The following is a 20,702-nucleotide window of genomic DNA, read 5'->3' as shown; positions in this document are numbered from 1 at the left end:
TATACTCGCCCAATGAAGTTTACACTGCCCTCCGCCACCCCGGACCACTGGAACAATTTACTGTGGGCCTTACAGGCTCCGGATATCGCCGCCCGTTTTTCCCTGCCCTGGTTACCGGCATCCAGAAGAACAGCGCTTTACCAGTATTTTTCCACCGCTGACATTAGATCGCGACTCGCGCCGCAGCTCATGGAGCGGCTCAGCCAGGTTACCAGCAGGCGACTGGGCATTTATTTCGAAAACCTGTGGTCTTTCGCCTTTTCGCATCACCCGCACTACCAGCTGGTGCTGCAAAATTTTCCGATCCGCGATCAGGGCAAAACCCTCGGCGAGCTGGATTTCGTGGTACACCATCTCCCCGACGACAGCGTAGAACACTGGGAGTTGGCGCTGAAGTTTTACCTGCGGGTGGATAATTTCTGGGTAGGGCCAGGGCTGAAGGACCGACTGGATATCAAGCTCGAGCGTATGCGCGACCACCAGCTACCGGTTGCGTACAGCCCGATTGCCACCGACACCTTGCAGCGCGCGGGGGTAAAGCTGGACCGGCAGTGGGCACTGATGCCCGGCCGGTTGTTTGAACCATTGATAGACACGACCAACCTCGGCGCCCCCACACCAGCAACCCCCGCAAACTTCTGGTGGGCAGGCCTCACCCAATTTCTAAGTCAGGCCCCTGAGGTTTGTGGCGCATCCGGCACGCACTGGATACACCTGCCGAAAACCTGCTGGCTGTCGTCGCTCGCGGGCCAGCACCCAGACAACGCCTGCACTCCCAACACCGGCGAATCCGAGCTCAAGACGCGGCTGGAAGAGCGCGGCCCCCTGTGTGTCGCACTCCTCAGCCAGCAAGGTGAAATGGGCCGTGGGTTTGTGGTCCCCGATGACTGGCACAGGCGGGCCAACCAGTCCCTGCCCGCTGATATCTCCCCACTGATATCTCCCCACTGATATCTCCCCACTGATATCTCCCCACTGATATCTCCTCACTGATATCTCCCCGCTGATCCCCCATACCTCCCACTGAGCTTCACTCATTGCTCCCGATTGAGCCCTTTTTGCAACTCGTGCTTGACACAAATCAATTCAGGTTTACAATTTTCAGAAATTTCTGAAAGTTAAGAAAAAACAGAAAACAATGAAACTATCCAGTCAGGCTCAGGCCTTTGTACTGCACTTCGGCGAAATGGGTAGCCGTTGGGGATTCAACCGCACCGTAGGCCAGATGTTCGCGCTGCTAACCATTCACAGCGAACCGGTGAATGCGGACCAGCTGGCGGAGGCGCTGAAAATCAGTCGCGGCAACGTCAGCATGGGACTGAAGGAGCTTCAGGCCTGGCGGCTGATCGAATTGCACCACCAGCCCGGCGACCGCAAAGATTACTTTACCGCAGCCGGCTCCATCTGGGACCTGGCGCGCACCGTGTTTGAAGAGCGGCGCAAGCGCGAGCTGGACCCGACCCTTACCCTGCTGCGGCAATTGCTGTTAACAGAACCCCGGGATGAGCAGGAAAGTGAATCGCAGAAAAAAATCCAGGAGGTATACAGCCTGCTGGAGATGCTCGACCAGTTTGCCAACACCCTGAGCAAACTGGATGAAAAAGACCTGCTCAAGCTGATGAAACTGGGTTCCGGTCTCAGCAAATTACTGGAACTCAAATCCAGGGCGGGCGGCAAGAAGGCCGACACCAAGAAGTAGAGTACCACTCTCGACTCTTCATTCATCGTTTCTCGTTCGCCGCTCCTTGTTTGCCGGTCGTGTGACACCGGCCCGCCCAAGTCACACGCAGTTTTAGCCGCATCCGCTCCGGATGCGGCGCTCTCTAGAGGTGCCTATGCTGGATACACTGATCCTGTCGCGCATACAGTTTGCGGCCAACATCAGCTTTCACATTCTCTTTCCCACCATCACCATCGCGCTCTGCTGGATTCTGTTCTTTTTCAAACTTCGCTTCGATCTCACCGATAACCCGGTGTGGATGCGCGCTTACCGTTTCTGGGTAAAAATTTTCGCGCTGACCTTTGCCTTGGGCGTGGTAAGCGGTATCACCATGTCGTTTCAGTTCGGCACCAATTGGCCGGGCTATATGGAAACTGTGGGTAATATCGCCGGGCCGCTGCTTGGCTACGAAGTATTGACGGCGTTTTTCCTCGAGGCGACCTTTCTCGGCATTATGCTGTTCGGTATCAAGCGCGTTCCCAGCAAGGTACATACTTTCTCCGCACTGATGGTGGCCATCGGCACCACTCTGTCGGCTTTCTGGATACTTGCACTGAACTCCTGGATGCAGACACCGACGGGCTACGAAATACGCGACGGTGTAGTGCACGCGACCAGCTGGCTGGAAGTGATCTTCAATCCTTCTTTCCCCTACCGACTGGCACATATGCTACTGGCCTCAGGACTCACCGCGGCATTTTTTGTATGCGGCCTTTCCGCCTACCGAATTCTGAAAGGCGATGGCAAGCAGGCGCCAAGGCTGGCCCTGAAAACGGGACTGATTCTGGCGGCAGTGCTCGCGCCGCTACAGGCCTTTGTCGGCGACCTGCACGGACTCAATACGTTTGAACACCAGCCGCAAAAAATTGCCGCCATGGAAGGCGTTTGGGAAACCGAGCACGGCGCACCGCTGCTGCTGTTTGCCATCCCGGACGAAGAAACCCGAAGCAACCATTTCGAAGTGGGCGTTCCAAGGCTGGCCAGCCTGATCCTTACCCACAAGGCGGACGGGGAAATTCCGGGGCTCAATGAATTTGAAGGCGATCACCCTCCGGTAAAACCGATGTTTTTCGGTTTCCGCATCATGGTCGGTATGGGGCTGTTGATGCTCGCAACCGCCTGGGCCGGTTGCTACTTGCTGCGTCGTAGGAAAGCGCTACCCAAACCCTTTTTGAAGTTACTGGTGGCCATGACCTTTTCCGGCTGGGTGGCGACACTGGCGGGATGGTATGTCACCGAAATCGGGCGCCAGCCCTGGTTGGTAACCGGCATCCTGAAGACCGCCGACGCGGTCACTCCGGTGGCACCCGCCAATGTGGGCCTGTCGCTCGCACTGTACCTGATTGTGTATGTCATCCTGATGTGGGCGTATATCCACACACTGAAACGCATGGCTCTCAAGTCTGTGTATGTAGAAGAATTTGAAACCGCGGAACCCGTTGCCGATGGCAGCCTGACCAACCTGCCCCACTCCGCGCAAACATCTAACCGCGCCGGAGGTGCCGCATGAACGAAGTCATCAACCACAGCGGCGACTGGCTACCGGTAGTCTTTATCGGCCTCATGGGCCTCGCGGTACTGGCCTACGCGATTCTCGATGGCTACGACCTGGGTGTGGGGATTCTTCTCCCCATGGGTGAAGAAGACGAGCGACAACGGGATACCATGATCGCGTCTATCGGCCCCTTCTGGGACGCCAATGAAACCTGGCTGGTTTTGGCAGTGGGCCTGCTGTTGATCGCCTTTCCTGCCGCCCATAGCCTGATCCTGATGCAGCTGTATATTCCCGTGGCAATTATGCTGATCGGGCTCATCATGCGGGGAGTGGCGTTTGACTTCCGCGCCAAGGCAGCGGTGGATCACAAACTCGCGTGGGACCGCACCTTCAAGATTGGCTCTCTGATCACTACACTGACCCAGGGCTATATGCTCGGGCAGTATGTAATGGGGTTTGACCAGAGCCTGTCCGCTATATTGTTCTGTGGCCTCAGCGCATTCGGGGTGACGGCGGCCTATTGCTATATCGGCGCTGCCTGGCTGGTACTGAAGACAGAAGCGAAATTGCAAACACGCGCAGTGCGCTGGACCAGAAGAGCCGGCCGCGCATCGCTGCTCGGAGTGGTTGCCGTTTGCCTGGTCAATCCGCTGGTAAACCCCGGGGTATTTGACCGCTGGTTTACCTTCCCCCTGGTGATGTTTGTCCTGTTAATTCCCACACTGTGCTTTATCGGCTTTATCACCAATGATCTGCTGCTGCGCCGCTTACCCAAGACAGCAGATCGCCACAGTGCACTGCCATTTGCACTGGTGGTAGGAATATTTGTGCTGTGCTTCAGCGGGCTCGGCTTCAGCTTCTTTCCGGATATTGTCCCTGGCCAGATGAATATATGGGAAGCGGCCAGTGCGCGGGAGTCACTACAGTTTATTCTGGTGGGGGCGGTGATCGTGGTGCCGGTGATTCTGATGTACACCTTCTTTTCTTACCGGGTTTTCCACGGCAAGGCGACGGACCTGCACTATCACTAGCCATTCGCGTTTGAAGGCTGACATAGGAAAAAGAAAAGCCCCGGAGAATCATCCGGGGCTTTTGGTTCGCCTGCAGGCAGGCTCCTACAAGATGGGTTTGTTACTGCTTCCATCTGGCGTATTGCTTGAGCACTTTATGAGGTTGCTCGGTATACCAGGCGTACCCCTGGCGACGCTCTGCCGACACTTTATCCACATCAAAATACACCTTGCCATCGCGATCACCGAAAATCGGGCGGTCGCTGTGAATATCGTAAAAGCGTGCCCACAGTGGATCGGCATTTTCTTCCGGTATCAGTGAAGGCAGGGAACCGTCGCGGCGGTACTTCAGACCATTGATGCGGTGCCTCTCAAACCAGGCGCTGGCGCTTTCGATCGAATGTTGAACGTGTTCCGGTGGCTGCTCCAGTGTCATCAGGAACAGCACCAGGTCGGCACTTTCACTGGTGGCCAGGGCCACCGGCTCAAAGGCGCGGGCGGCAGTGGGCTCGAAGCTCTTCACATGGTGCTGAGCCCCCCAGATGGTCGGCTCACCGTTTACCTTTACCTGGGTGGCTACCACCATATTCAGTGCCCGCTGCAGGCTGTTCTGCGCGAGCGCACGCAATGCACCCGGAATAAATTCCAGGCGCGGATCACCATTGGCCGCGGCGGCGACAATCGTCAGCAGGCTGGTAATGGCGGTGTCATTGTAGGTGATGTAATCGTGGTACTTGCCCCGCAGTGGAAACGTCTGCGGCCAGCCGCCATTGGGATACTGGGCAATCAGGATGTACTTGAGCGCGCGCGCGGCGGAATCGCAGTAGCGTGCTTCTTTCAGGCTGTTGCAGGCATTCACCATCACCCAGAACTGGGTACTGGTGGCGAGGTTGTCGAAGGTGGGAATGTAATTTTTCTCGACGCCGAACTGGTGTCCCTTTTGCCGGGGCACCCCCATATCGGTGCGCTTGGACCAGCCGCCGGATGGTGTCTGGAAGCTCAGCACGTTTTCCGCGACCTGGCGCCCCTGTGCGGTGGCGATGAATTCGCTATCCGTGGTTGCCTTTCTCGCATCAAACCCAAAACGCTTGGCTTTTTTGGGCTTGGGCGCCTTGTCCAGACCGGCAGCTTTTGCCTCGGCCTCGATCGCGGCCTGATCGATACGGAAGAGCTGCTCTGACATGGCCCGGTATTCTTCCATGGTGCTGGCCGGTTGCAGCAGGTCGAGCGGGCCCGACTTGGCATTGCAGCCAGAGGCAGCCAGCGCCATCACTGCGCAGGCTAGCAGGCGACGGATCGGGTGACGAGAGACGTTCATACGGGGACTCGCTATGGGATTCTGTCAGGCAGAAAATTATTTTTGGTAAGGCCAAACGATAGTAGCAAAAGCCCCACAAGGAGGAAACAGGCACAAAAAAGCCGGGACACGCCCGGCTCTGTGGATCTGTGGCAGCAGTTCAGGTGGTGGCCCCTGCCAGCTCCGCGGCTTTGGCGCGACGCTTCTCTTTCCTCTTGTGGCGCGCATTGCGGCGCTTCTCGCGGCGCTGGTACCAGATATATACACCAGTAATCGACAGCAGCAGCGGTGACAAGCCAATCACACACCAGAGAACCTTGCTCACCAGGCCGGCAAAGTTGCCGAAATGCAGGCGGCGGTAGCTGTCGACAATGACCGCGCCCAGATCGGCATCGCGGATATCGTAGCTGAGCATATGCTCACCGCTTTGGGCGTTGTAGGTAACGTTGCTGGCGTACTCACTGACCAACGGATTGCCCGTGTGCACATCGCCCCAAAAGGTAAAGTTGGCGCCGGGCTCCCACGGGAAGGAAATGTAGGTGGTCTCGAAGTTGTGGATGCGGTTGCCGGTATCGTCCATCAGTCCCTGCAGGGAGAGGTCATCGCTGTAAAGGCGCTCGGCCATCTTGTAGTGCGCATGGCCATCCGCGTGCTCCTCCCACTCGTGGGCGAAGTGGGTGATGTTCCACCAGGCTCCGGTAAAGCCGAGTATCAGCAGGATAGGCGCGCCGATGATGCCGGTCATTTTATGCAGGTCGGAGAAGTACACGATCATCCGCGCATTCCAGCGCAGGGTGAAAAAGCTCTTCCAGAATTTGCGGTACAGAATAAATCCGGTAACGCCCAGCAGGCACAGCAGGATGGAGAAGACACTGGTAACCAGCATGCCCCAGTCCCCCAGCAGCAGGGTAAAGTGCAGATCCAGTAGCCAGTCGGTCAGGTGGTGAGTCAGCCCCATGGGTGGGCGTAATGGCTCGCCGGTGTACTGGTCCACCAGGGCATAGGTCCACTCGTCGGTACCGTGCTGCATGGTGTACACCAGGTCCGCACGGTCTTTGTCCTGAAACAGCGCCCAGCCCACTACCTCGTAGTTGGGGAAGTTGCTTTGCACGGAGGCTTCAAGCGTATCCAGGCTGAGGCGCTCGCGCCCGGCGGAATCCACACGCACCTTGTCCGCGAGCAGCGCGGCGTCAATCTCGTGTTTGAACACCAGGATACTGCCGGTAACACAGATCACCAGCAGCGGTACAAACGCGGCCAGCGCCATCCAGCTGTGCAGTTTGAACAGGGTTTTATTCATGATTTTTTACACGGTACTTAAATGCACAAACGGGACGACGGTGAACAGGCCCGCCGCCCCAGGAAATTCCCTCAACCTCCGCGCAGATCAGTAGCGCCAGTTCACCGATGCGCTAATGTTGCGCGGTGCTGCGTAAAAGCCCTGATCCCAGTACAGGCTGCTGATGTATTTCTCGTCGGTGAGGTTTTCACCATTGAGTGAGACGCTCAGCTGCTCGGTCACCTTGTAGTTGGCAAACAGTTGCAAGGTGGCATAGGCCTCCTGCTTGATCAGGTGCCCTGCCGCATGGGTGCGGGAAATGTCGTCCTGCCAATTGAGGCCACCGCCCACCTTCAGCCGGTCCAGCATGGCCGGACGATAGCTGGCGTACAGGCGCACAGTCTGGGCCGGAATAAAGTCGCGGTTCAGGCCATTGCCCGCCTTATTGTCGATATTCACCTTGGCGTAGCTGAACTCCAAGTTCAGGCCATCGACAGGCTGGCCACTCACCGTGAGGTCAAAGCCATCGCTTTCGTAATCGCGACCCTCGTAAAAATCGATCATGACCTGGTCGTTGATCGGGTCCGGCATCTGCCCTGCAAATTCCGCCACATTGTTCTGCTGGGTCTGGTAGTAGGCCAGGGTTGCCATCAGCTTGCCGTCGAGGAACTGGCCCTTCACACCCACTTCGTCATTCACGCCTTCGGTGGGGTCGATAAAACTGAGGTCCTCGGCGATATCATCCTGGGCGCGGAAGGTTTCGGTGTGGCTGGCATACAGGGAGTAGTTGTCGGTAGCCCGGTAAACAACGCCGGCATAGGGCAGCACCTTGCCATCGACTTCGGTAACTTTGCTGGTGCCGTACCCTTCGCCTTCGGCTTTCCAGTTCACTACGCGCGCGCCACCGACCAGGCTCAGGCTATCGGTAACATGGAAACGGGTCGCGGCGAACACGGCGCTCTGCTCGTCATTGAAATCACTGCCGGTCAGGCCGTCGGTATAGACCGGAACCACCGGCGTCTGGCCCTGCCACTCGGTGAAGTCACCAATCCACGGGAAGCCATTGGTGTAGTCGTACAATGAGGTTTCCGCTGTGGTGCCTTCGGACCAGTTGTAACCAAACAGCAGGTCGTGCTCGCGACCCAGCAAGCTATAGGTACCGGATAAGCGCAGGTCAAAAACATCCTGTTCCGCGTCCAGGGTGTACTCACTGGCGTAGCCGATTAGGCCTTCTTCGGTCTCGGCGTCCGGCAGGCTGTACATGTACAGCAGGTTGCTGTCGCCCTCGATATCCGCGGTGCTGTAATAGCCCTTGAGCTCCCAGCCATTGGCGAACTCGTGCTTGAGCTCGGCAAAGACTTCCTTCTCGATATTGTCCCAATAGGCCCACTCGGCAGAGGTAGAAGCCGATACGTCATAGTCGGTGGCGGAACCATCGCTGTATACCAGCGGCAAGGCGCCCCACATTGGGCTGTCCGCAAGGCTACTGTGGTAACTGGCCCCCAGGGTCAGCAACGTCGATTCACCCAGATCTTTCTCCAGTGCACCGTAGACGACGGATTTGTCCATGGCATAAAAGTCGAGATAAGACTCGCCCTCTTCCTTGGTCATCACCAGACGACCGCGCAGGCCATCGGTCAAGGTACCGGAGATATCACTTTCCACGCGCAGGTTATCCCAAGAGCCGGCGATGGCGCTGAAGGACATCTGCAAATCTTCCGTAGGTCGCTTGCGCACCATGTTGACGGTCGCAGACGGGTTGCCCGCGCCGCTCATCAGACCGTTGGCACCGCGTACAACCTCGATACGCTCGTAAATAGAGGTGTCGGTCTTGCCATTGCGGTTGCCATAGGTAGCCGGCAGGCCCACGCCGTCGACCTGGAAGTTGCTCACATCGAAGCCGCGTGAAGAGTAGTAAGTACGGTCGGTTTCCACGCTCTCTACCTGAATCCCGGGCACTGCCAGCAGCGCATCGTTCAGGTTGTACATGTTGAAATCCTGCAGCTGGGTGCTGCCGATAGCGGAAACAGATTGCGGGGTTTCCATGATGGAAAGCCCCAGGCCGGTAGCCGTGTCCAGGTCTTCCAGCAGGTAGGAGTCCACCTGCTCGCCGACCACCTCGACATTCTCAACACTGGCAAGCTTGTCAGATTTTTTGGCCTCAGCGGCGATGACGGTATTGGCCGCGGCAAGCGCGACGGCCAGCACAGAGCTGGCAAACAGATTGGATTGCATAATCGAGTCCCCAGGAATTACCCCTTTAATTTGCAGCGGAGTGTAACCACCTACTATCGATAATGCAACAGATTCTCATTTAGATTAGCATGAGCGCAATCCCTTTCTGCAGGCAATAAAAAAGGGCTTCCCGAGGAAGCCCTTTCTAGCTGGTCTCTTCAATCCTAATCCGATGCTTTCAAGGTACGATCGAAAAAGTCCTTCATCATCTGATACCAGTGCTTGCGGGTTTCCTTGCCCCGCAGGCTGTGCTTTTTACCCGGATAGGTCATCAACTCAAACTGCTGGCCGTTGTCCTGCAGCTGCTTGATCAACTTGGTGGTATTGGTAAACAACACATTGTCGTCCGCCATGCCATGGTAAATCAGCAACGGACCTTTCAGGTCTTTGGCGTGGGGGAACACCGAGGATGCCTCGTACGCTTCCGGCACTGTATTCGGGTTGCCCATGTAGCGCTCGGTGTAATGGGTGTCGTACAGGCCCCAGTCGGTTACCGGCGCACCGGAAATACCGGCCTTGAAGTAATCCCCGGCTTTGAACATGGTCATCAGCGCCATGTAGCCGCCGTAGCTATGGCCATACACACCGATGCGCTCGGGGTCCACGAACGGCAGGGTGCGCAGGAACTTCACTCCCGTAACCTGGTCGTCCACTTCCACGCTGCCCATTTTCTTGAAGATGGGGTCTTCAAATTTTTTGCCGCGATTGGCGGAGCCGCGATTATCCAGAGTGAATACGACATACCCCTGTTGGGCCATAAACTGGTTGAAGGGTCTATCCCAGCTGTTGGTGACCAGCTGCGCGTGGGGCCCGCCGTAGAGGAAGACCATGGTCGGGTAGGATTTTTTGGGATCAAAGCCCGCCGGTTTGTACATCCGGTAGTAAAGCGTATGTCCTTCCGGTGCCTGGATCTCCCCAAATTCCGGCTTAATCCAGTCACTCATGAACGGATACAGCGGGTGACCTTTTTCTACCTTGTTTTCCTGCAACCAGGTCACGCGCTTGCCATCAATACCGTGCAGGCTGACCTGGGCCGGGGTGGTGGGATTGGAATAGGTATCGATATAGCCAGAGGCATCGTCGGCAAACTCGATGCTGTGCATGCCCGCGCGGGAGGAGATCTTTTCAACCTTGCCGCTACCTTCCAGGTCGGTCACGTACAGGTGGCGCTCTAGCGGGGTGTCCTTGCGCCCAGAGAAATAGATCTTACCGGATTTCTCATCCAGTGCCTCCAGCTCATCAATGGCCCAGTCACCACTGGTCAACTGCGCCAGTTGTTTGCCGGAGAAGTCGTACAAGTAGAGGTGTTTGAAACCATCCTTCTCCGAAGCCCAGATAAAGCGATCGCTGCCTTTCAGGAAACGCAGGTCGTGGAACAGGTTCACCCAGGTATCACTGGTTTCCACCAGTGCGTTGCGGGTTTTTCCGCTGGGGATATCCACAAGCCGCAGCTCCAGTTTGTTCTGGCTGCGGTTCTGCCATTGATAGGACAGAAGGTTGTCACGCGCCCACTTGACCCGCGGGATATAGATATCTTCATTTTTCCCCAGATCCAGCCACTGGGTATTACCGCTGTCGAGATCCAGCACCCCGAGTTTGATTTTGACATTGGGACGACCGGCAGCAGGGTAACGCTGTTTAATCATATCGATGCGGTCAGCGTAGATCTCACTGCGGGTGACTTCGTCTACCGGACTCTCATCGACTTGCAGGTAGGCGATACGCTTTTCATCCGGCGACCACCAGTAACCGGTCATGCGATCCATTTCTTCCTGGGCGACAAACTCGGCCATACCGTTTTTGATTGCGCCCTTGCCATCGGTAGTGAGCTGTCGCTCCTTTCCGGAATCCAGGTCCACGACATAAATGTTCTGGTCGCGAATGAAGGAAACAAAATTCCCCTGGGGAGAAACGCGCACATCGGTTTCAAAGGCTTCGGTTTCGGTCAGACGCTTCGATTTGCCGTTTTCGAGTCGGTAGTAGAACACATCGCCGGCGAGTGGAAACAGCAGGGACTTGCCGTCTTTCGACCAGCTGTACTCCATAATGCCGCTGCCGAAAATCCGCTGGCGCTCACGGCGAGCCTTCTCTTCGTCGGAGAGAACTTCCTCGCCGGAGTGCAGCTTGTCAGAGTTCACCAGCATGCGGGTCTCGCCGTCCTTAAGGCGGTACTCCCACAGGTCGTAGCGGTTGTAATCCTCTTCACGCCCCTTGAGAAACGTGACCCGGCTACCATCCGGGGAATACTGCAGTGCACGCGGGCTTGTGCCGCTCAGCGCGGGATCGGAGAATATTCGCTCGATTGTGAGCTGCTCGGCAGAGCAAAATCCCGCGAAAGTGGCGGCAAACAGGGACAGGGTAAAACGCTTCATATCTACTTCGACTGCTACTCAGAATATCCGGTAAAAATGACATAAATCACCGGGAATTTGTAGTTGGCCGTCAAGAAACTGAGCGCAGTCTTGCCCTGACTAAACGGGTGACCACCGATACTAATCGTCGTATTGCCCCTCACCGACAATGTCAGAACGACGAGCGCGAATATCAGGGGCTGCATCACGCTTCGCGCTAGCAGCACTGGAGGTTTCTGCAACCGAACCGCTCTCTCCCTTCTGTTCACTGTCATTCTGGTTCCGCTCGGCAGGCAGAACCCGGATATCTGCTGAAGTCGCCTGGCCATCTTTCGCTTCGCCGAAATACAGAGTCTGATGGGGGAAGAGAATTTCAATATTGCGCTCATCAAACGCCAACTTCATACGGCGATTGAATTCTCGGCCGACAAACCATTTTTCATGGGCCCGCGTCCGTGTTCTCGCCTTGATCACCACGGCGCTATCATCAAATCGATCCACACCCAGAACCTCCAGGGGGTCAAGAATGGAAGGTCCGTACTCTTCACTCTCACGCAGCTCCCGATCGACATCGAGCAGGATGGAGATCACTTCATCGGTGTTTTCCCGATAGGCTACCCCCACTTCCAGCATGTAATAACTGAAGTCTTTGGTAAGGTTATCCACAATACTGATTTCACTAAACGGGACAGTATGCACAGTCCCATCCAGAGAGCGCATTTCCACTTTGCGCAGGGTAATCCTCTCAACAATACCCGTCGGCCCTCCTACGGTAACCACATCGTCCACCTACAAAAGATCTTCGATAAGAATCGTAAAGCCCGCCAGAAAATCTTTGGCCAGGGTCTGCGCACCGAAACCAATGGCGATACGCAGTACACCAGCACCCGCCAACAGGGGCATTACATCAACGCCGATTTCTGACAATACGACCAGCAGGGACATGATGGTAAGGAAAAATAGCATCCCAAACGTCACCGAGAACTTGATGGCGTTGTTCGCGCTGATTCCCATTCCATCCAGCACTTCTCCGTACTTATCCACAAGTCGGCTAGCGGCCTCCTCGGGAAGAGTGGTATCGGCTATGGCAAGCGGATTCTCGCTGGACACTTCGGCTTGCGCCTGCCTCAACCCTTCCAGATTACGGATGAACTGCTCTCTTTGCTCCTTGTCTCCCAGGATTTTGATCAGCTGATCCAACTGCTTGTTACTCAGTGTTTTCTCCGCCTCGGACCCGTTCATTCCGGCTTCGGCAGTGTCAACCAAGCTGGAGACCCCGAAACTCGGCACAGCAACAATAGAAGTCGCCAGGCACAGGCCAAGCGTAATGAGCAGCCGCTTTAAAACTCCAAGACCAGTGCGCAGGTGCATATTTGCAAGCACCGTTTTTCTGCTGTTTTACAGTGAAAATCGTGATTCTGTATAGAAGGTGCAACTTGGGTGCCAAGGTAAATCCCGCCTTGATGCCACGCAATATTGCGCGAAACCCGGCTTTTCTGGGTCTCTACCTTTCACTGGCAGACACCACCCGGTAAATTTTTCACAGTGCCATGAAAAAGTTGCAGGTTTACTTAGTTGTTACCGGCGATCATCCCCGCCCAAAATTCGCGCAAAACCAGCCGATATCCAGCAACCACGCGGCCTGTATAAAGTTGGTACACCCCTTGCGATGACCTCGGTGTACATCTCATAGATGAATCGAATCACACAGGAGAAAAGAAATGCTCGGTTGGTCGATCACATTCCTGATCATTGCACTGGTCGCCGCATTATTCGGCTTCGGAGGAATTGCCAGCGCTTCTGCAGGTATCGCAAAAATTATCTTTTTTGTTTTCATTGTTTTGTGGTTAACCGCGCTCGTTGCCGGTGCCATCAGGGGGCGAGGCCCTCGCCCGTAAACTGCTATTCCAGGGTCCCAGCAAAACTATTGATAACTTACTTGCATCCATCCACGTTTTACAGAAATCTTATTAGAAGACCAGGAGAAACAATATGAAAAATTTCAGCAAAATTATTTATGTGGCAATGTCTGTAGCAATCGCGAGCAGCCTCGCCGCGTGCAGTGAAGAGCCAACCGCGGAGTCTATCGGTGAGTCCATCGATGAAACGATCACTGGTACCGGCAACGCCATCGAAGACGCGTGTGAAGATGTCAAAGAAGAGGCAAACGCCAAAGACACCGACTGCTAACCCTGAACACCGGGTGGAATGAGTTTTGGTGTATTGCCGGTGGATCCTCACGGCGGCAATACACCAAAGAGTCTGACCATCGATCCAAGGTCTGCTCACCGGTGAGGTTGAAAGTAATATTGATCGTCGACTTGCTGAGGAGCTTATTGCCAGTATCGATGGTGTAAAGAACGTGAACAACAAGCTGACAATCGCCAATCGAGAACCGATCGGCGAAAAAATTAACCGCAAGTATGTCGATGCGAAAATCGCCACCGTGGTCAAGACGCGCCTGCTCATGGATAGAGAGATCGCGGGCACAGACATCGATGTTTCTTCGAAAAACGGCACGATCATTCTGCGCGGATTCGCTCAGTCCGGCGCAGAGAAAGACCTTGCGGAAGCCATTGCCCGCAACACCAATGGTGTTGAAAAAGTGGAGAACAAACTGAAAGTCTCTGGCTAATCTAGAGCCAGAGCGAATAATCCTCACAGGATCTTATGTTGTCCCCCAACCACCCCATCCCTTGGCCGGTCTTGCTCCGGCCTTTTTTTGCTTCGCGCGCCATAAAATTGGGATATCGATAAATTGGGATATCGATAGTGTCCAGCTGTCACAGGGGGAGTCTTCCTCTGTCACTTAGTGTCTACCAAGTCACATTATTTCCTTTCCAACGCCCGCAATACCGGCAAAACCATGGGGATCGCATAAACTGGGAGAGGTGCCCCAGCTCAGCCCCCAGACATTAGTGAGTACTCACATGCGGGCGTGATGGGCGGTAGCACCCCAGGGAAGGTCGTATCTTTCGTGTAGCTAAAGTATATTTACACGCCAGAAATCCCCGGTCATTATGTAGAGATACCGATAAACATAATGAAGAAAGAAGGCCGATTGCGATGACAAAGTCCTACTTGAGAATCGATATCGTCTCTGACGTCGTCTGCCCCTGGTGTGTCATCGGCTACAAACGCCTTCAGCAGGCACTCGCCAAATTCCCCGATCATTTCGACCTCAATATCGTCTGGCATCCTTTCGAGTTAAACCCGGAAATGGTGGAGGCCGGAGAAAACCTGCGCGAGCATATTACTGGCAAATACCGTATCTCCAATGAGGAAAGTACAGAAAACAGAGAACGGCTGACAGCGATCGGCCACGAGCTGGGTTTTACTTTTAACTTCTCCGATGAGATGCGCATCTACAACACCAATCATGCCCACCGTCTGCTGCACTGGGCTGAGCCCACTGGACGCCAGACCGAGCTGCAAATGCAGCTATTTGAGGACTACTTTACCCACGGCAAAAGCCTCAACCACGAGAGCGTACTGCTTGATGCGGTGGCAGCCGTTGGGCTTGACCGGGAAGAAGCGTCGCAAGCACTAAACGATACGGCGATCGCCCGGCAGACCCTCGCCCGCGAAGAGCAACTGCTGATGCAGGGAATCCGCGGCGTCCCCCTGTTTATGTTCAATCACGAATACGCTATCAGTGGTGCCCAGGAAGTCAGTGAATTTGAGCGGCAACTGCAACAGCTCACAGAATCTGCTACCTGAATTGCCCTGTCCTAAACTTCTCCGGTGTCTTTGTTTACACCTACACGGCTAACCTTGATGATTAAACCGACCAGTAAGGCCCCAGCTCTTTTCCTTGGCGCGCTGTTGGCCTCTGCTTGCACCCCGCAGCCTTCCCAGCAAAAGCCCGTCGATGTTTTTCTTGCACATATCGCCGACTACTGCGGAAAGGCCTTCGCGGGAAAAATTACTGCAAACGAGCCGCGCTCCGATCAGCAGGATCCCTTTGAGGGCAAGGAACTGGTGATGCATGTTCGCGGCTGCGACGCCCCCCAAAACGAAATCCGCATCCCCTTTCACGTGGGTGATGACCATTCCCGCACCTGGATCCTGACGCGTACCAACGACGGCTTGCGACTCAAGCACGATCATCGCCACGAAGATGGCACTGAAGATGCTGTGACCATGTATGGCGGGGATACCGCGAGCGAAGGAACGGAGAACCGTCAGGAGTTTCCTGTAGATGAGGAATCCATCAGCACTTTCAAGCGGGAAGGACTGAACGCGTCACTGGAAAATACCTGGGCAATGGAGATTCACCCGAACCAGCATTTCATTTATGAGCTTACTCGCCCCAACGGGCGCGAGTTTCGCGTGCAGTTTGACCTGACCAAGCCGGTGGCAACACCACCGGCACCCTGGGGATACTAAATCCCCAGGAGCAGGTTTGCGGGCTTGAAACCTTAATCGTTATGCAGCAGATAATCCGCGTGAAAGCGCAGGTGCTGCTCGATGAATGTCGCAATAAAGTAGTAACTGTGGTCGTAGCCCGCATGAAACTCCAGCTTCAGCGGGTATCCCGCCGCCTGAGCGGCGGTCTTGAGTGCACTGGGCTTCAGCTGCTCTTCCAGGAACTGATCATCTTCTCCCTGAGATATCAGAATCGGCAGCCGTTCCGTCGCACGGCTCAATAGCGCGGTCGCATCGTACTCTTCCCAAAGCGCCCTATCCGCCCCCAGGTAAGCAGCCAGCGCTTTTTCTCCCCAGGGACAGGCGATAGGGTTACAAATCGGGCTGAACGCCGAAACCGAGGTGTAGCTGTCAGGGTTTTTCAGCGCAATCGTCAGGGCACCGTGTCCACCCATGGAGTGGCCACTGATCGCTCGGCGATCACTCACCGGAAAATGCTGCTCAACCAGTTTCGGCAACTCTTCCACGACGTAATCGTACATGCGGTAGTGCGGCTTCCATGGATCCTGGGTGGCATTCACATAAAAGCCCGCGCCCTTGCCCAGGTCGTAAGCTTCATCATCCGCCACATCATCGCCGCGGGGGCTGGTATCCGGTATCACCAGGGCAATACCCAGCTCCGCAGCCATACGCTGGGCACCCGCTTTCTGGGAAAAATTTTCATCGGTGCAGGTCAGTCCAGAGAGCCAATACAATGCGGGAAAGCGCTGATCTTTCTCCGCCTGGGATGGCAAGAATATCGAAAACCGCATCTCGCAATTGAGTACTTCCGAGCGGTGGCTGTACTGGCACTGGCTGCCGTCGAAACTCTGGGTTTTGCTGACAAGTTCTACCATGCTCAGGTCACCTCAGTTGTAGTGAATCACGCTGCGGATACTCTTGCCTTCGTGCATCAGATCGAAGGCCTCGTTGATTTTCTCCAACGGCATCGTGTGAGTGATAAAGTCATCCAGCTGGAATTCCCCGGCGAGATAGCGCTCCACATACTCTGGCAACTGGGAGCGCCCTTTCACACCCCCAAATGCGGTACCGCGCCACACGCGACCGGTGACCAGCTGGAAAGGTCGAGTGGAAATTTCCTGGCCGGCACCGGCCACACCAATAATCACCGATTCCCCCCAGCCCTTGTGACAACACTCCAGGGCTGAGCGCATGACATTCACATTACCGATACACTCGAACGAGTAATCCACCCCACCGTCGGTCAGTTCGACAATCACTTCCTGAATCGGCTTGTCGTAGTCTTTCGGGTTAATACAGTCGGTAGCACCGAGCTTTTTCGCCAGCTCAAATTTACCTTCATTGATATCAATGGCAATGATCCGCCCCGCTTTCGCCAGGCGCGCACCGATAATGGTGGCGAGGCCGATGCCGCCGAGGCCAAATACGGCAACGGTAGCCCCCTCTTCCACCTTGGCGGTATTCGCTACCGCTCCCATTCCAGTCGTTACACCACAACCCAACAGACAGACTTCTTCCAATGGTGCATTCTTGTTCACCTTGGCCACAGAAATCTCCGGTAGCACCGTGTACTCGGAGAATGTAGATGTCCCCATATAGTGGTAGATAGGCTCGCCATTGATGGAAAAGCGGGTAGTGCCATCGGGCATCAGGCCCTGCCCTTGGGTGGAACGGATCTTCTGGCACAGGTTGGTTTTACCGGATTTACAAAACTTGCACTCGCCGCATTCCGGCGTGTACAGGGGAATCACATGGTCCCCCACTGCCACACTGGTTACGCCTTCGCCAATCGACTCAACCACGCCACCACCTTCATGGCCGAGAATCGCCGGGAATACACCTTCCGGGTCATCGCCAGAGAGAGTAAACGCGTCTGTATGGCAGACACCAGTGGCTATCAGCTTGATCCGCACCTCCCCCGCTTTGGGCGGCGCCACTTCCACTTCTTCAATTGAGAGCGGGGCACCCGCTTTCCAGGCAACGGCCGCTTTACACTTGATGGGTTCTGCAGACATATCGAATCCTCATTGTTTGTTATCCGGCGAGCGCCGAGTCTGTGGCAAAGCTTAACAGATCGATACTCCCTGACGCCGCGCATTTGCACACCCCAAGGGCAGCTGTCGCCTAATTGCACTCTACTGGTGCTCCCAAAGGCAGCCGGGCCCTGCTCCCAAAAGTTCACCGCAACGAAAAGTTGGCCCGCACTTTGCTCAATTGTTATTAAGCAACGACCGAAAAGGCATAAAAATCACACAAGGGCTGAAACTCGATGACCGATCACCAGTGGCTGATGACCTCCCAGGCTCTCAACACCCTGCGTAAATTACGCAAGCGTATTCAGGCAGAGTTCGATATCAACCTGCGCTTTTCGGACTTTGACTTTGAAACGCAACTCGCCGAACTCAAGCACCGCAGTAAGGATGCAGAATCCCTGTCATTAATTGGCCAACTGGAAGCCCTGAAAGGCAGCCCCTTCCTGACCGGGGAGGAGCCGCCCGAGCGCCTGTATCGGGGCCAGAAAGTTTTGCAGGAACAGGGGAAAAAGGATATTTACGAGATGATCTATGGAGAGGAGTTGGCACTACACGATGGCAGAGGAACCCCCACCCCTCCACAGAGAATGTACCGCGGCCAGCCAATCATTCGTTGAAGTAGAGCGAATCGACCGGGAATAAGATAACCGGCCCGAACTTATCTTCGGGCCAACTCCAACAGAGAATCAGCCTCTAACGCATCTTCGATCTCATCGAGCACTTCCTCCGCCATATCCGCCAGCAGACGCTCGGTAGCCTCGCGAGTTGTATCCTCGACAACGCCACCATCTTTGGGGGCGCGAGTACTGTAGCGGGCACGCAGTTTCAGCTCAGAAAGATCGACGGTCCCCTCTTTCAGGACCAGCGCACCCGATGTGCCTTGCAGACGGTAACGGAAAGTCCCGTAGGCCGTCATGGTACCCTTCTCAAGGTCAAAGTCTTTGCTGCTGAAAATATCGAGAATTTTCTGGCGAATGGCGATGTCAAATTTGGTGTGCAGGGTGAGAGGTGCTCGGCTATCTACCAGGTGCACCCGCTCATCTTCGAAAAACTCGCCAAACCGTTCCTGCACCTGCTGATCCAGATACAGACTGAACTCTCGGCTCGCCTTCTCCCGCAATCCTCCCAGACCGCCTTCGCTACCAGAGAGCGCAAGCAGCAGCTCGAGGTTGTTCCCAGTCATGGGGGTCGGTGCATCAATATGAATCTCTACCGGAGTTACCGCCAGCCGAATAACCGGGTCCTCACTTCCGTAGCCCAGCCAGCTGGCACTAGCTTTCGCGTTTACCATCGGGGACAGGACTGCGGTGAGTGCGAGTGACAGACAAAATACGGTGGAGGCAAGAAGAGGGTGGCGCGTATTTCTTTGAGACATGATTTTCGCTCGTGATATTCCAGGTTGGCCACACTGAAAGCACCCAGGTGCTAACAGGTAATACACTGACCGATTAACGCCATATCCCTTGCAACCTGTGGGCCACCTTGCAAACCTTGTCAAAAGATTCCGAGAAACAGTACCACTTAGTCCCGAGTAGTCCCGAGCAATAAGTGTATTTTTGAGCTCCCAAATACGTCAGCCCAGTACAAACGAAGTGCGCTTGCACCTAAAGTACACCTAAATTCCTCTCAAAGCCCGTGCAAAGACCATGAAATACGCCCACTAGCTGGCGCAGTGAGCGCATACACACCTTTTTTCGAAGAGACGTCTTTTCTTAAAAAAGACGTAACCGCTAACGTGACGCCTTCATGAAACCCTAGTGATGGGCCGATACGGCTGCGGCATAGCGTTGGCAGCTATCATCGTTTACCGAGTGGGAGATATCTCCCATACTCAGCATGCCCACCATCCGTTTTGCCCCATCCACCACCGGCAAACGGCGGATCTGCGATGCTTGCATATGGTCGATGGCCTGTTCCATGTTTTCATCGGCGTAGCAGTACTCAATATGCTCCGTCATTACATCCCGGGCGCACTTGCTGCCTAAGTCCCAACCTTCTGCAACCGCCCTGCAGGTGATATCACGGTCAGTGACCATGCCGATCAAGCGGTCATTTTCACCCACCGGAATGGCGCCCACATCGTGGTCCCGCAGTAGCTGAGCGACTTCCTGCAGTGAGGTATCCGGGGAGCACCAGGTAACGCCCCGGTGCATGGCTTGCTCGACTTTCATTTCCCACCTCCCATCTGGCGATAGATTTTTGCGTCTGTCTGGAGAAAGGATAGTGAACAGCGAGCCCGGTGAGACCAACGTAAAGCCTACGATCACGACTGCTTCCGCCCTACCATTCGAAGGTAAACCCAACGCGGTAACACGCAGAAAAATCAGAGGTGAACGACCATGTCAAAAGCTTGGGTTCTAGTAGCAAACCATACTCATGCCCGCGTATTTGAAGCGGAAAAACGTGCAGGTGCACTCAACGAAATAGAATCTCTGGTTTACCCGGAAGGGCGAATGAAAGGGCAGGAACTGCTCAGTGACGCTCCCGGGCGCAGCTTCGATAGCTACGGTCTCGGCCGTCACGCGATGGCTGAGCCCACCAGTCTGCGCAAACAGGGCGCGCAGAAGTTCGCCCGCGAAATCGCGCACACCCTGGAGAAAGGCCGTCAGGAAGGCCGCTTCGACCGGCTATATATCGTCGCGGAGCCCTCAATGGCCGGCAGTCTGCGCACATCCATGACCTCCCCCTGTCTCGCCGCCATTGCCGGTGAATCGCGCAAGAACCTCACAACCTGCGACACTGAGAAAATTCGCGCAGAATTGCCGACGTGGCTCTAGATTCGCATAAAATTCGACCAGCCCGATTTTGTGAACAGCGCCGCCACTCTTGTGGCGGCAACTTGGCGGCAATTGATTTGTTACCGACAGCCTGACACCATTCCGCACTAAGCCGG

At 55.3% G+C, this 20,702-nt stretch carries 21 protein-coding genes; 11 read left to right on the top strand and 10 right to left on the bottom strand.

Annotation, left to right across the window (positions count from 1 at the left end):
• Window positions 1-12: 12 nt before the first annotated feature.
• From LC059_RS11655 to LC059_RS11640, 4 genes are all read left to right on the top strand, one after another.
• On the top strand, window positions 13-951 hold the full coding sequence (locus LC059_RS11655; RefSeq protein ID WP_226704023.1) for a DUF1853 family protein: 939 nt from the start codon (window positions 13-15) through the stop codon (window positions 949-951).
• Window positions 952-1,138: 187 nt separating this feature from the next.
• Window positions 1,139-1,699: a GbsR/MarR family transcriptional regulator gene (locus LC059_RS11650; RefSeq protein WP_226704022.1), complete on the top strand. Its 561-nt coding sequence runs from the start codon at window positions 1,139-1,141 to the stop codon at window positions 1,697-1,699.
• A gap of 136 nt (window positions 1,700-1,835) precedes the next feature.
• Window positions 1,836-3,230 (top strand): cytochrome ubiquinol oxidase subunit I, encoded by a 1,395-nt coding sequence (locus tag LC059_RS11645; RefSeq protein ID WP_226704021.1) that lies wholly within the window; start codon window positions 1,836-1,838, stop codon window positions 3,228-3,230.
• Entirely contained in the window at window positions 3,227-4,246 is a 1,020-nt protein-coding gene (locus LC059_RS11640; protein ID WP_226704020.1) for a cytochrome d ubiquinol oxidase subunit II, read from the top strand. Before LC059_RS11645 ends, LC059_RS11640 begins: the two co-directional genes overlap by 4 nt.
• 100 nt (window positions 4,247-4,346) lie before the next feature.
• Here the strand turns inward: LC059_RS11640 and pelA are convergent, their stop codons facing one another.
• From pelA to LC059_RS18120, 6 genes are all read right to left on the bottom strand, one after another.
• Entirely contained in the window at window positions 4,347-5,543 is a 1,197-nt protein-coding gene (gene pelA, locus LC059_RS11635) for a pectate lyase (RefSeq protein ID WP_226704019.1), read from the bottom strand.
• Window positions 5,544-5,682: 139 nt separating this feature from the next.
• On the bottom strand, window positions 5,683-6,822 hold the full coding sequence (locus LC059_RS11630; RefSeq protein ID WP_226704018.1) for a PepSY-associated TM helix domain-containing protein: 1,140 nt from the start codon (window positions 6,820-6,822) through the stop codon (window positions 5,683-5,685).
• A gap of 87 nt (window positions 6,823-6,909) precedes the next feature.
• Window positions 6,910-9,036, bottom strand: a complete 2,127-nt coding sequence (locus tag LC059_RS11625; protein WP_226704017.1) for a TonB-dependent siderophore receptor — start codon at window positions 9,034-9,036, stop codon at window positions 6,910-6,912.
• A gap of 164 nt (window positions 9,037-9,200) precedes the next feature.
• The gene (locus LC059_RS11620; RefSeq protein ID WP_226704016.1) at window positions 9,201-11,408 is read right to left on the bottom strand and encodes a DPP IV N-terminal domain-containing protein; all 2,208 of its coding nucleotides are present in this window, start codon (window positions 11,406-11,408) and stop codon (window positions 9,201-9,203) included.
• Between the two features lie 120 nt (window positions 11,409-11,528).
• Window positions 11,529-12,167 (bottom strand): mechanosensitive ion channel family protein, encoded by a 639-nt coding sequence (locus tag LC059_RS11615; protein ID WP_413231559.1) that lies wholly within the window; start codon window positions 12,165-12,167, stop codon window positions 11,529-11,531.
• Window positions 12,168-12,176: 9 nt separating this feature from the next.
• Entirely contained in the window at window positions 12,177-12,629 is a 453-nt protein-coding gene (locus LC059_RS18120) for a hypothetical protein (protein ID WP_413231558.1), read from the bottom strand.
• A gap of 479 nt (window positions 12,630-13,108) precedes the next feature.
• On the opposite strand from LC059_RS18120, the gene LC059_RS11610 reads away from it, so the two are divergent.
• From LC059_RS11610 to LC059_RS11590, 5 genes are all read left to right on the top strand, one after another.
• A complete protein-coding gene (locus LC059_RS11610) occupies window positions 13,109-13,285 on the top strand; it encodes a DUF1328 domain-containing protein (protein WP_226704015.1) in 177 nt (58 codons plus the stop codon).
• Window positions 13,286-13,379: 94 nt separating this feature from the next.
• Entirely contained in the window at window positions 13,380-13,577 is a 198-nt protein-coding gene (locus LC059_RS11605) for a hypothetical protein (protein WP_226704014.1), read from the top strand.
• A gap of 82 nt (window positions 13,578-13,659) precedes the next feature.
• Window positions 13,660-14,022, top strand: coding sequence for a BON domain-containing protein (locus tag LC059_RS11600; RefSeq protein ID WP_319005108.1), 363 nt, complete (start codon window positions 13,660-13,662; stop codon window positions 14,020-14,022).
• A gap of 431 nt (window positions 14,023-14,453) precedes the next feature.
• The gene (locus tag LC059_RS11595; RefSeq protein WP_226704013.1) at window positions 14,454-15,107 is read left to right on the top strand and encodes a DsbA family oxidoreductase; all 654 of its coding nucleotides are present in this window, start codon (window positions 14,454-14,456) and stop codon (window positions 15,105-15,107) included.
• Between the two features lie 57 nt (window positions 15,108-15,164).
• A complete protein-coding gene (locus LC059_RS11590; RefSeq protein ID WP_226704012.1) occupies window positions 15,165-15,776 on the top strand; it encodes a hypothetical protein in 612 nt (203 codons plus the stop codon).
• Between the two features lie 32 nt (window positions 15,777-15,808).
• Here the strand turns inward: LC059_RS11590 and fghA are convergent, their stop codons facing one another.
• Complete coding sequence (gene fghA / locus LC059_RS11585; RefSeq protein ID WP_226704011.1) at window positions 15,809-16,651, bottom strand: S-formylglutathione hydrolase; 843 nt, start codon at window positions 16,649-16,651, stop codon at window positions 15,809-15,811.
• Window positions 16,652-16,663: 12 nt separating this feature from the next.
• Window positions 16,664-17,791, bottom strand: coding sequence for an S-(hydroxymethyl)glutathione dehydrogenase/class III alcohol dehydrogenase (locus LC059_RS11580; RefSeq protein ID WP_226704010.1), 1,128 nt, complete (start codon window positions 17,789-17,791; stop codon window positions 16,664-16,666).
• A 254-nt stretch (window positions 17,792-18,045) separates the two neighbouring features.
• On the opposite strand from LC059_RS11580, the gene LC059_RS11575 reads away from it, so the two are divergent.
• Complete coding sequence (locus LC059_RS11575; RefSeq protein ID WP_226704009.1) at window positions 18,046-18,426, top strand: hypothetical protein; 381 nt, start codon at window positions 18,046-18,048, stop codon at window positions 18,424-18,426.
• A 41-nt stretch (window positions 18,427-18,467) separates the two neighbouring features.
• Here LC059_RS11575 and LC059_RS11570 read toward each other — a convergent pair whose 3' ends face one another.
• Window positions 18,468-19,184, bottom strand: a complete 717-nt coding sequence (locus tag LC059_RS11570) for a hypothetical protein (RefSeq protein ID WP_226704008.1) — start codon at window positions 19,182-19,184, stop codon at window positions 18,468-18,470.
• Window positions 19,185-19,563: 379 nt separating this feature from the next.
• Entirely contained in the window at window positions 19,564-19,980 is a 417-nt protein-coding gene (locus tag LC059_RS11565) for a CBS domain-containing protein (RefSeq protein WP_226704007.1), read from the bottom strand.
• Window positions 19,981-20,148: 168 nt separating this feature from the next.
• Between LC059_RS11565 and LC059_RS11560 the strand changes: the two genes are divergently transcribed.
• Window positions 20,149-20,586 (top strand): host attachment protein, encoded by a 438-nt coding sequence (locus tag LC059_RS11560; RefSeq protein WP_226704006.1) that lies wholly within the window; start codon window positions 20,149-20,151, stop codon window positions 20,584-20,586.
• Window positions 20,587-20,702: the final 116 nt, after the last annotated feature.

The sequence above is a fragment of the Microbulbifer elongatus genome, from assembly GCF_020524885.1.
GTDB classification, from domain to species: Bacteria; Pseudomonadota; Gammaproteobacteria; order Pseudomonadales; family Cellvibrionaceae; genus Microbulbifer; species Microbulbifer elongatus_A.
The sequence above is the reverse complement of the archived record's forward strand: the minus strand, read 5'-3'. Positions and strand labels throughout refer to the sequence as shown.

What these genes read in the sequence shown, in the direction of transcription:
- LC059_RS11655 (WP_226704023.1), top strand. Translation starts at nt 13, where the DNA reads ATGAAGTTTACACTGCCCTCCGCCACCCCGGACCACTGGAACAATTTA.
- LC059_RS11650 (WP_226704022.1), top strand. Translation starts at nt 1,139, where the DNA reads ATGAAACTATCCAGTCAGGCTCAGGCCTTTGTACTGCACTTCGGCGAA.
- LC059_RS11645 (WP_226704021.1), top strand. Translation starts at nt 1,836, where the DNA reads ATGCTGGATACACTGATCCTGTCGCGCATACAGTTTGCGGCCAACATC.
- LC059_RS11640 (WP_226704020.1), top strand. Translation starts at nt 3,227, where the DNA reads ATGAACGAAGTCATCAACCACAGCGGCGACTGGCTACCGGTAGTCTTT.
- pelA (WP_226704019.1), bottom strand. Translation starts at nt 5,543, where the DNA reads ATGAACGTCTCTCGTCACCCGATCCGTCGCCTGCTAGCCTGCGCAGTG.
- LC059_RS11630 (WP_226704018.1), bottom strand. Translation starts at nt 6,822, where the DNA reads ATGAATAAAACCCTGTTCAAACTGCACAGCTGGATGGCGCTGGCCGCG.
- LC059_RS11625 (WP_226704017.1), bottom strand. Translation starts at nt 9,036, where the DNA reads ATGCAATCCAATCTGTTTGCCAGCTCTGTGCTGGCCGTCGCGCTTGCC.
- LC059_RS11620 (WP_226704016.1), bottom strand. Translation starts at nt 11,408, where the DNA reads ATGAAGCGTTTTACCCTGTCCCTGTTTGCCGCCACTTTCGCGGGATTT.
- LC059_RS18120 (WP_413231558.1), bottom strand. Translation starts at nt 12,629, where the DNA reads ATGAACGGGTCCGAGGCGGAGAAAACACTGAGTAACAAGCAGTTGGAT.
- LC059_RS11610 (WP_226704015.1), top strand. Translation starts at nt 13,109, where the DNA reads ATGCTCGGTTGGTCGATCACATTCCTGATCATTGCACTGGTCGCCGCA.
- LC059_RS11605 (WP_226704014.1), top strand. Translation starts at nt 13,380, where the DNA reads ATGAAAAATTTCAGCAAAATTATTTATGTGGCAATGTCTGTAGCAATC.
- LC059_RS11595 (WP_226704013.1), top strand. Translation starts at nt 14,454, where the DNA reads ATGACAAAGTCCTACTTGAGAATCGATATCGTCTCTGACGTCGTCTGC.
- LC059_RS11590 (WP_226704012.1), top strand. Translation starts at nt 15,165, where the DNA reads ATGATTAAACCGACCAGTAAGGCCCCAGCTCTTTTCCTTGGCGCGCTG.
- fghA (WP_226704011.1), bottom strand. Translation starts at nt 16,651, where the DNA reads ATGGTAGAACTTGTCAGCAAAACCCAGAGTTTCGACGGCAGCCAGTGC.
- LC059_RS11580 (WP_226704010.1), bottom strand. Translation starts at nt 17,791, where the DNA reads ATGTCTGCAGAACCCATCAAGTGTAAAGCGGCCGTTGCCTGGAAAGCG.
- LC059_RS11575 (WP_226704009.1), top strand. Translation starts at nt 18,046, where the DNA reads ATGACCGATCACCAGTGGCTGATGACCTCCCAGGCTCTCAACACCCTG.
- LC059_RS11570 (WP_226704008.1), bottom strand. Translation starts at nt 19,184, where the DNA reads ATGTCTCAAAGAAATACGCGCCACCCTCTTCTTGCCTCCACCGTATTT.
- LC059_RS11565 (WP_226704007.1), bottom strand. Translation starts at nt 19,980, where the DNA reads ATGAAAGTCGAGCAAGCCATGCACCGGGGCGTTACCTGGTGCTCCCCG.
- LC059_RS11560 (WP_226704006.1), top strand. Translation starts at nt 20,149, where the DNA reads ATGTCAAAAGCTTGGGTTCTAGTAGCAAACCATACTCATGCCCGCGTA.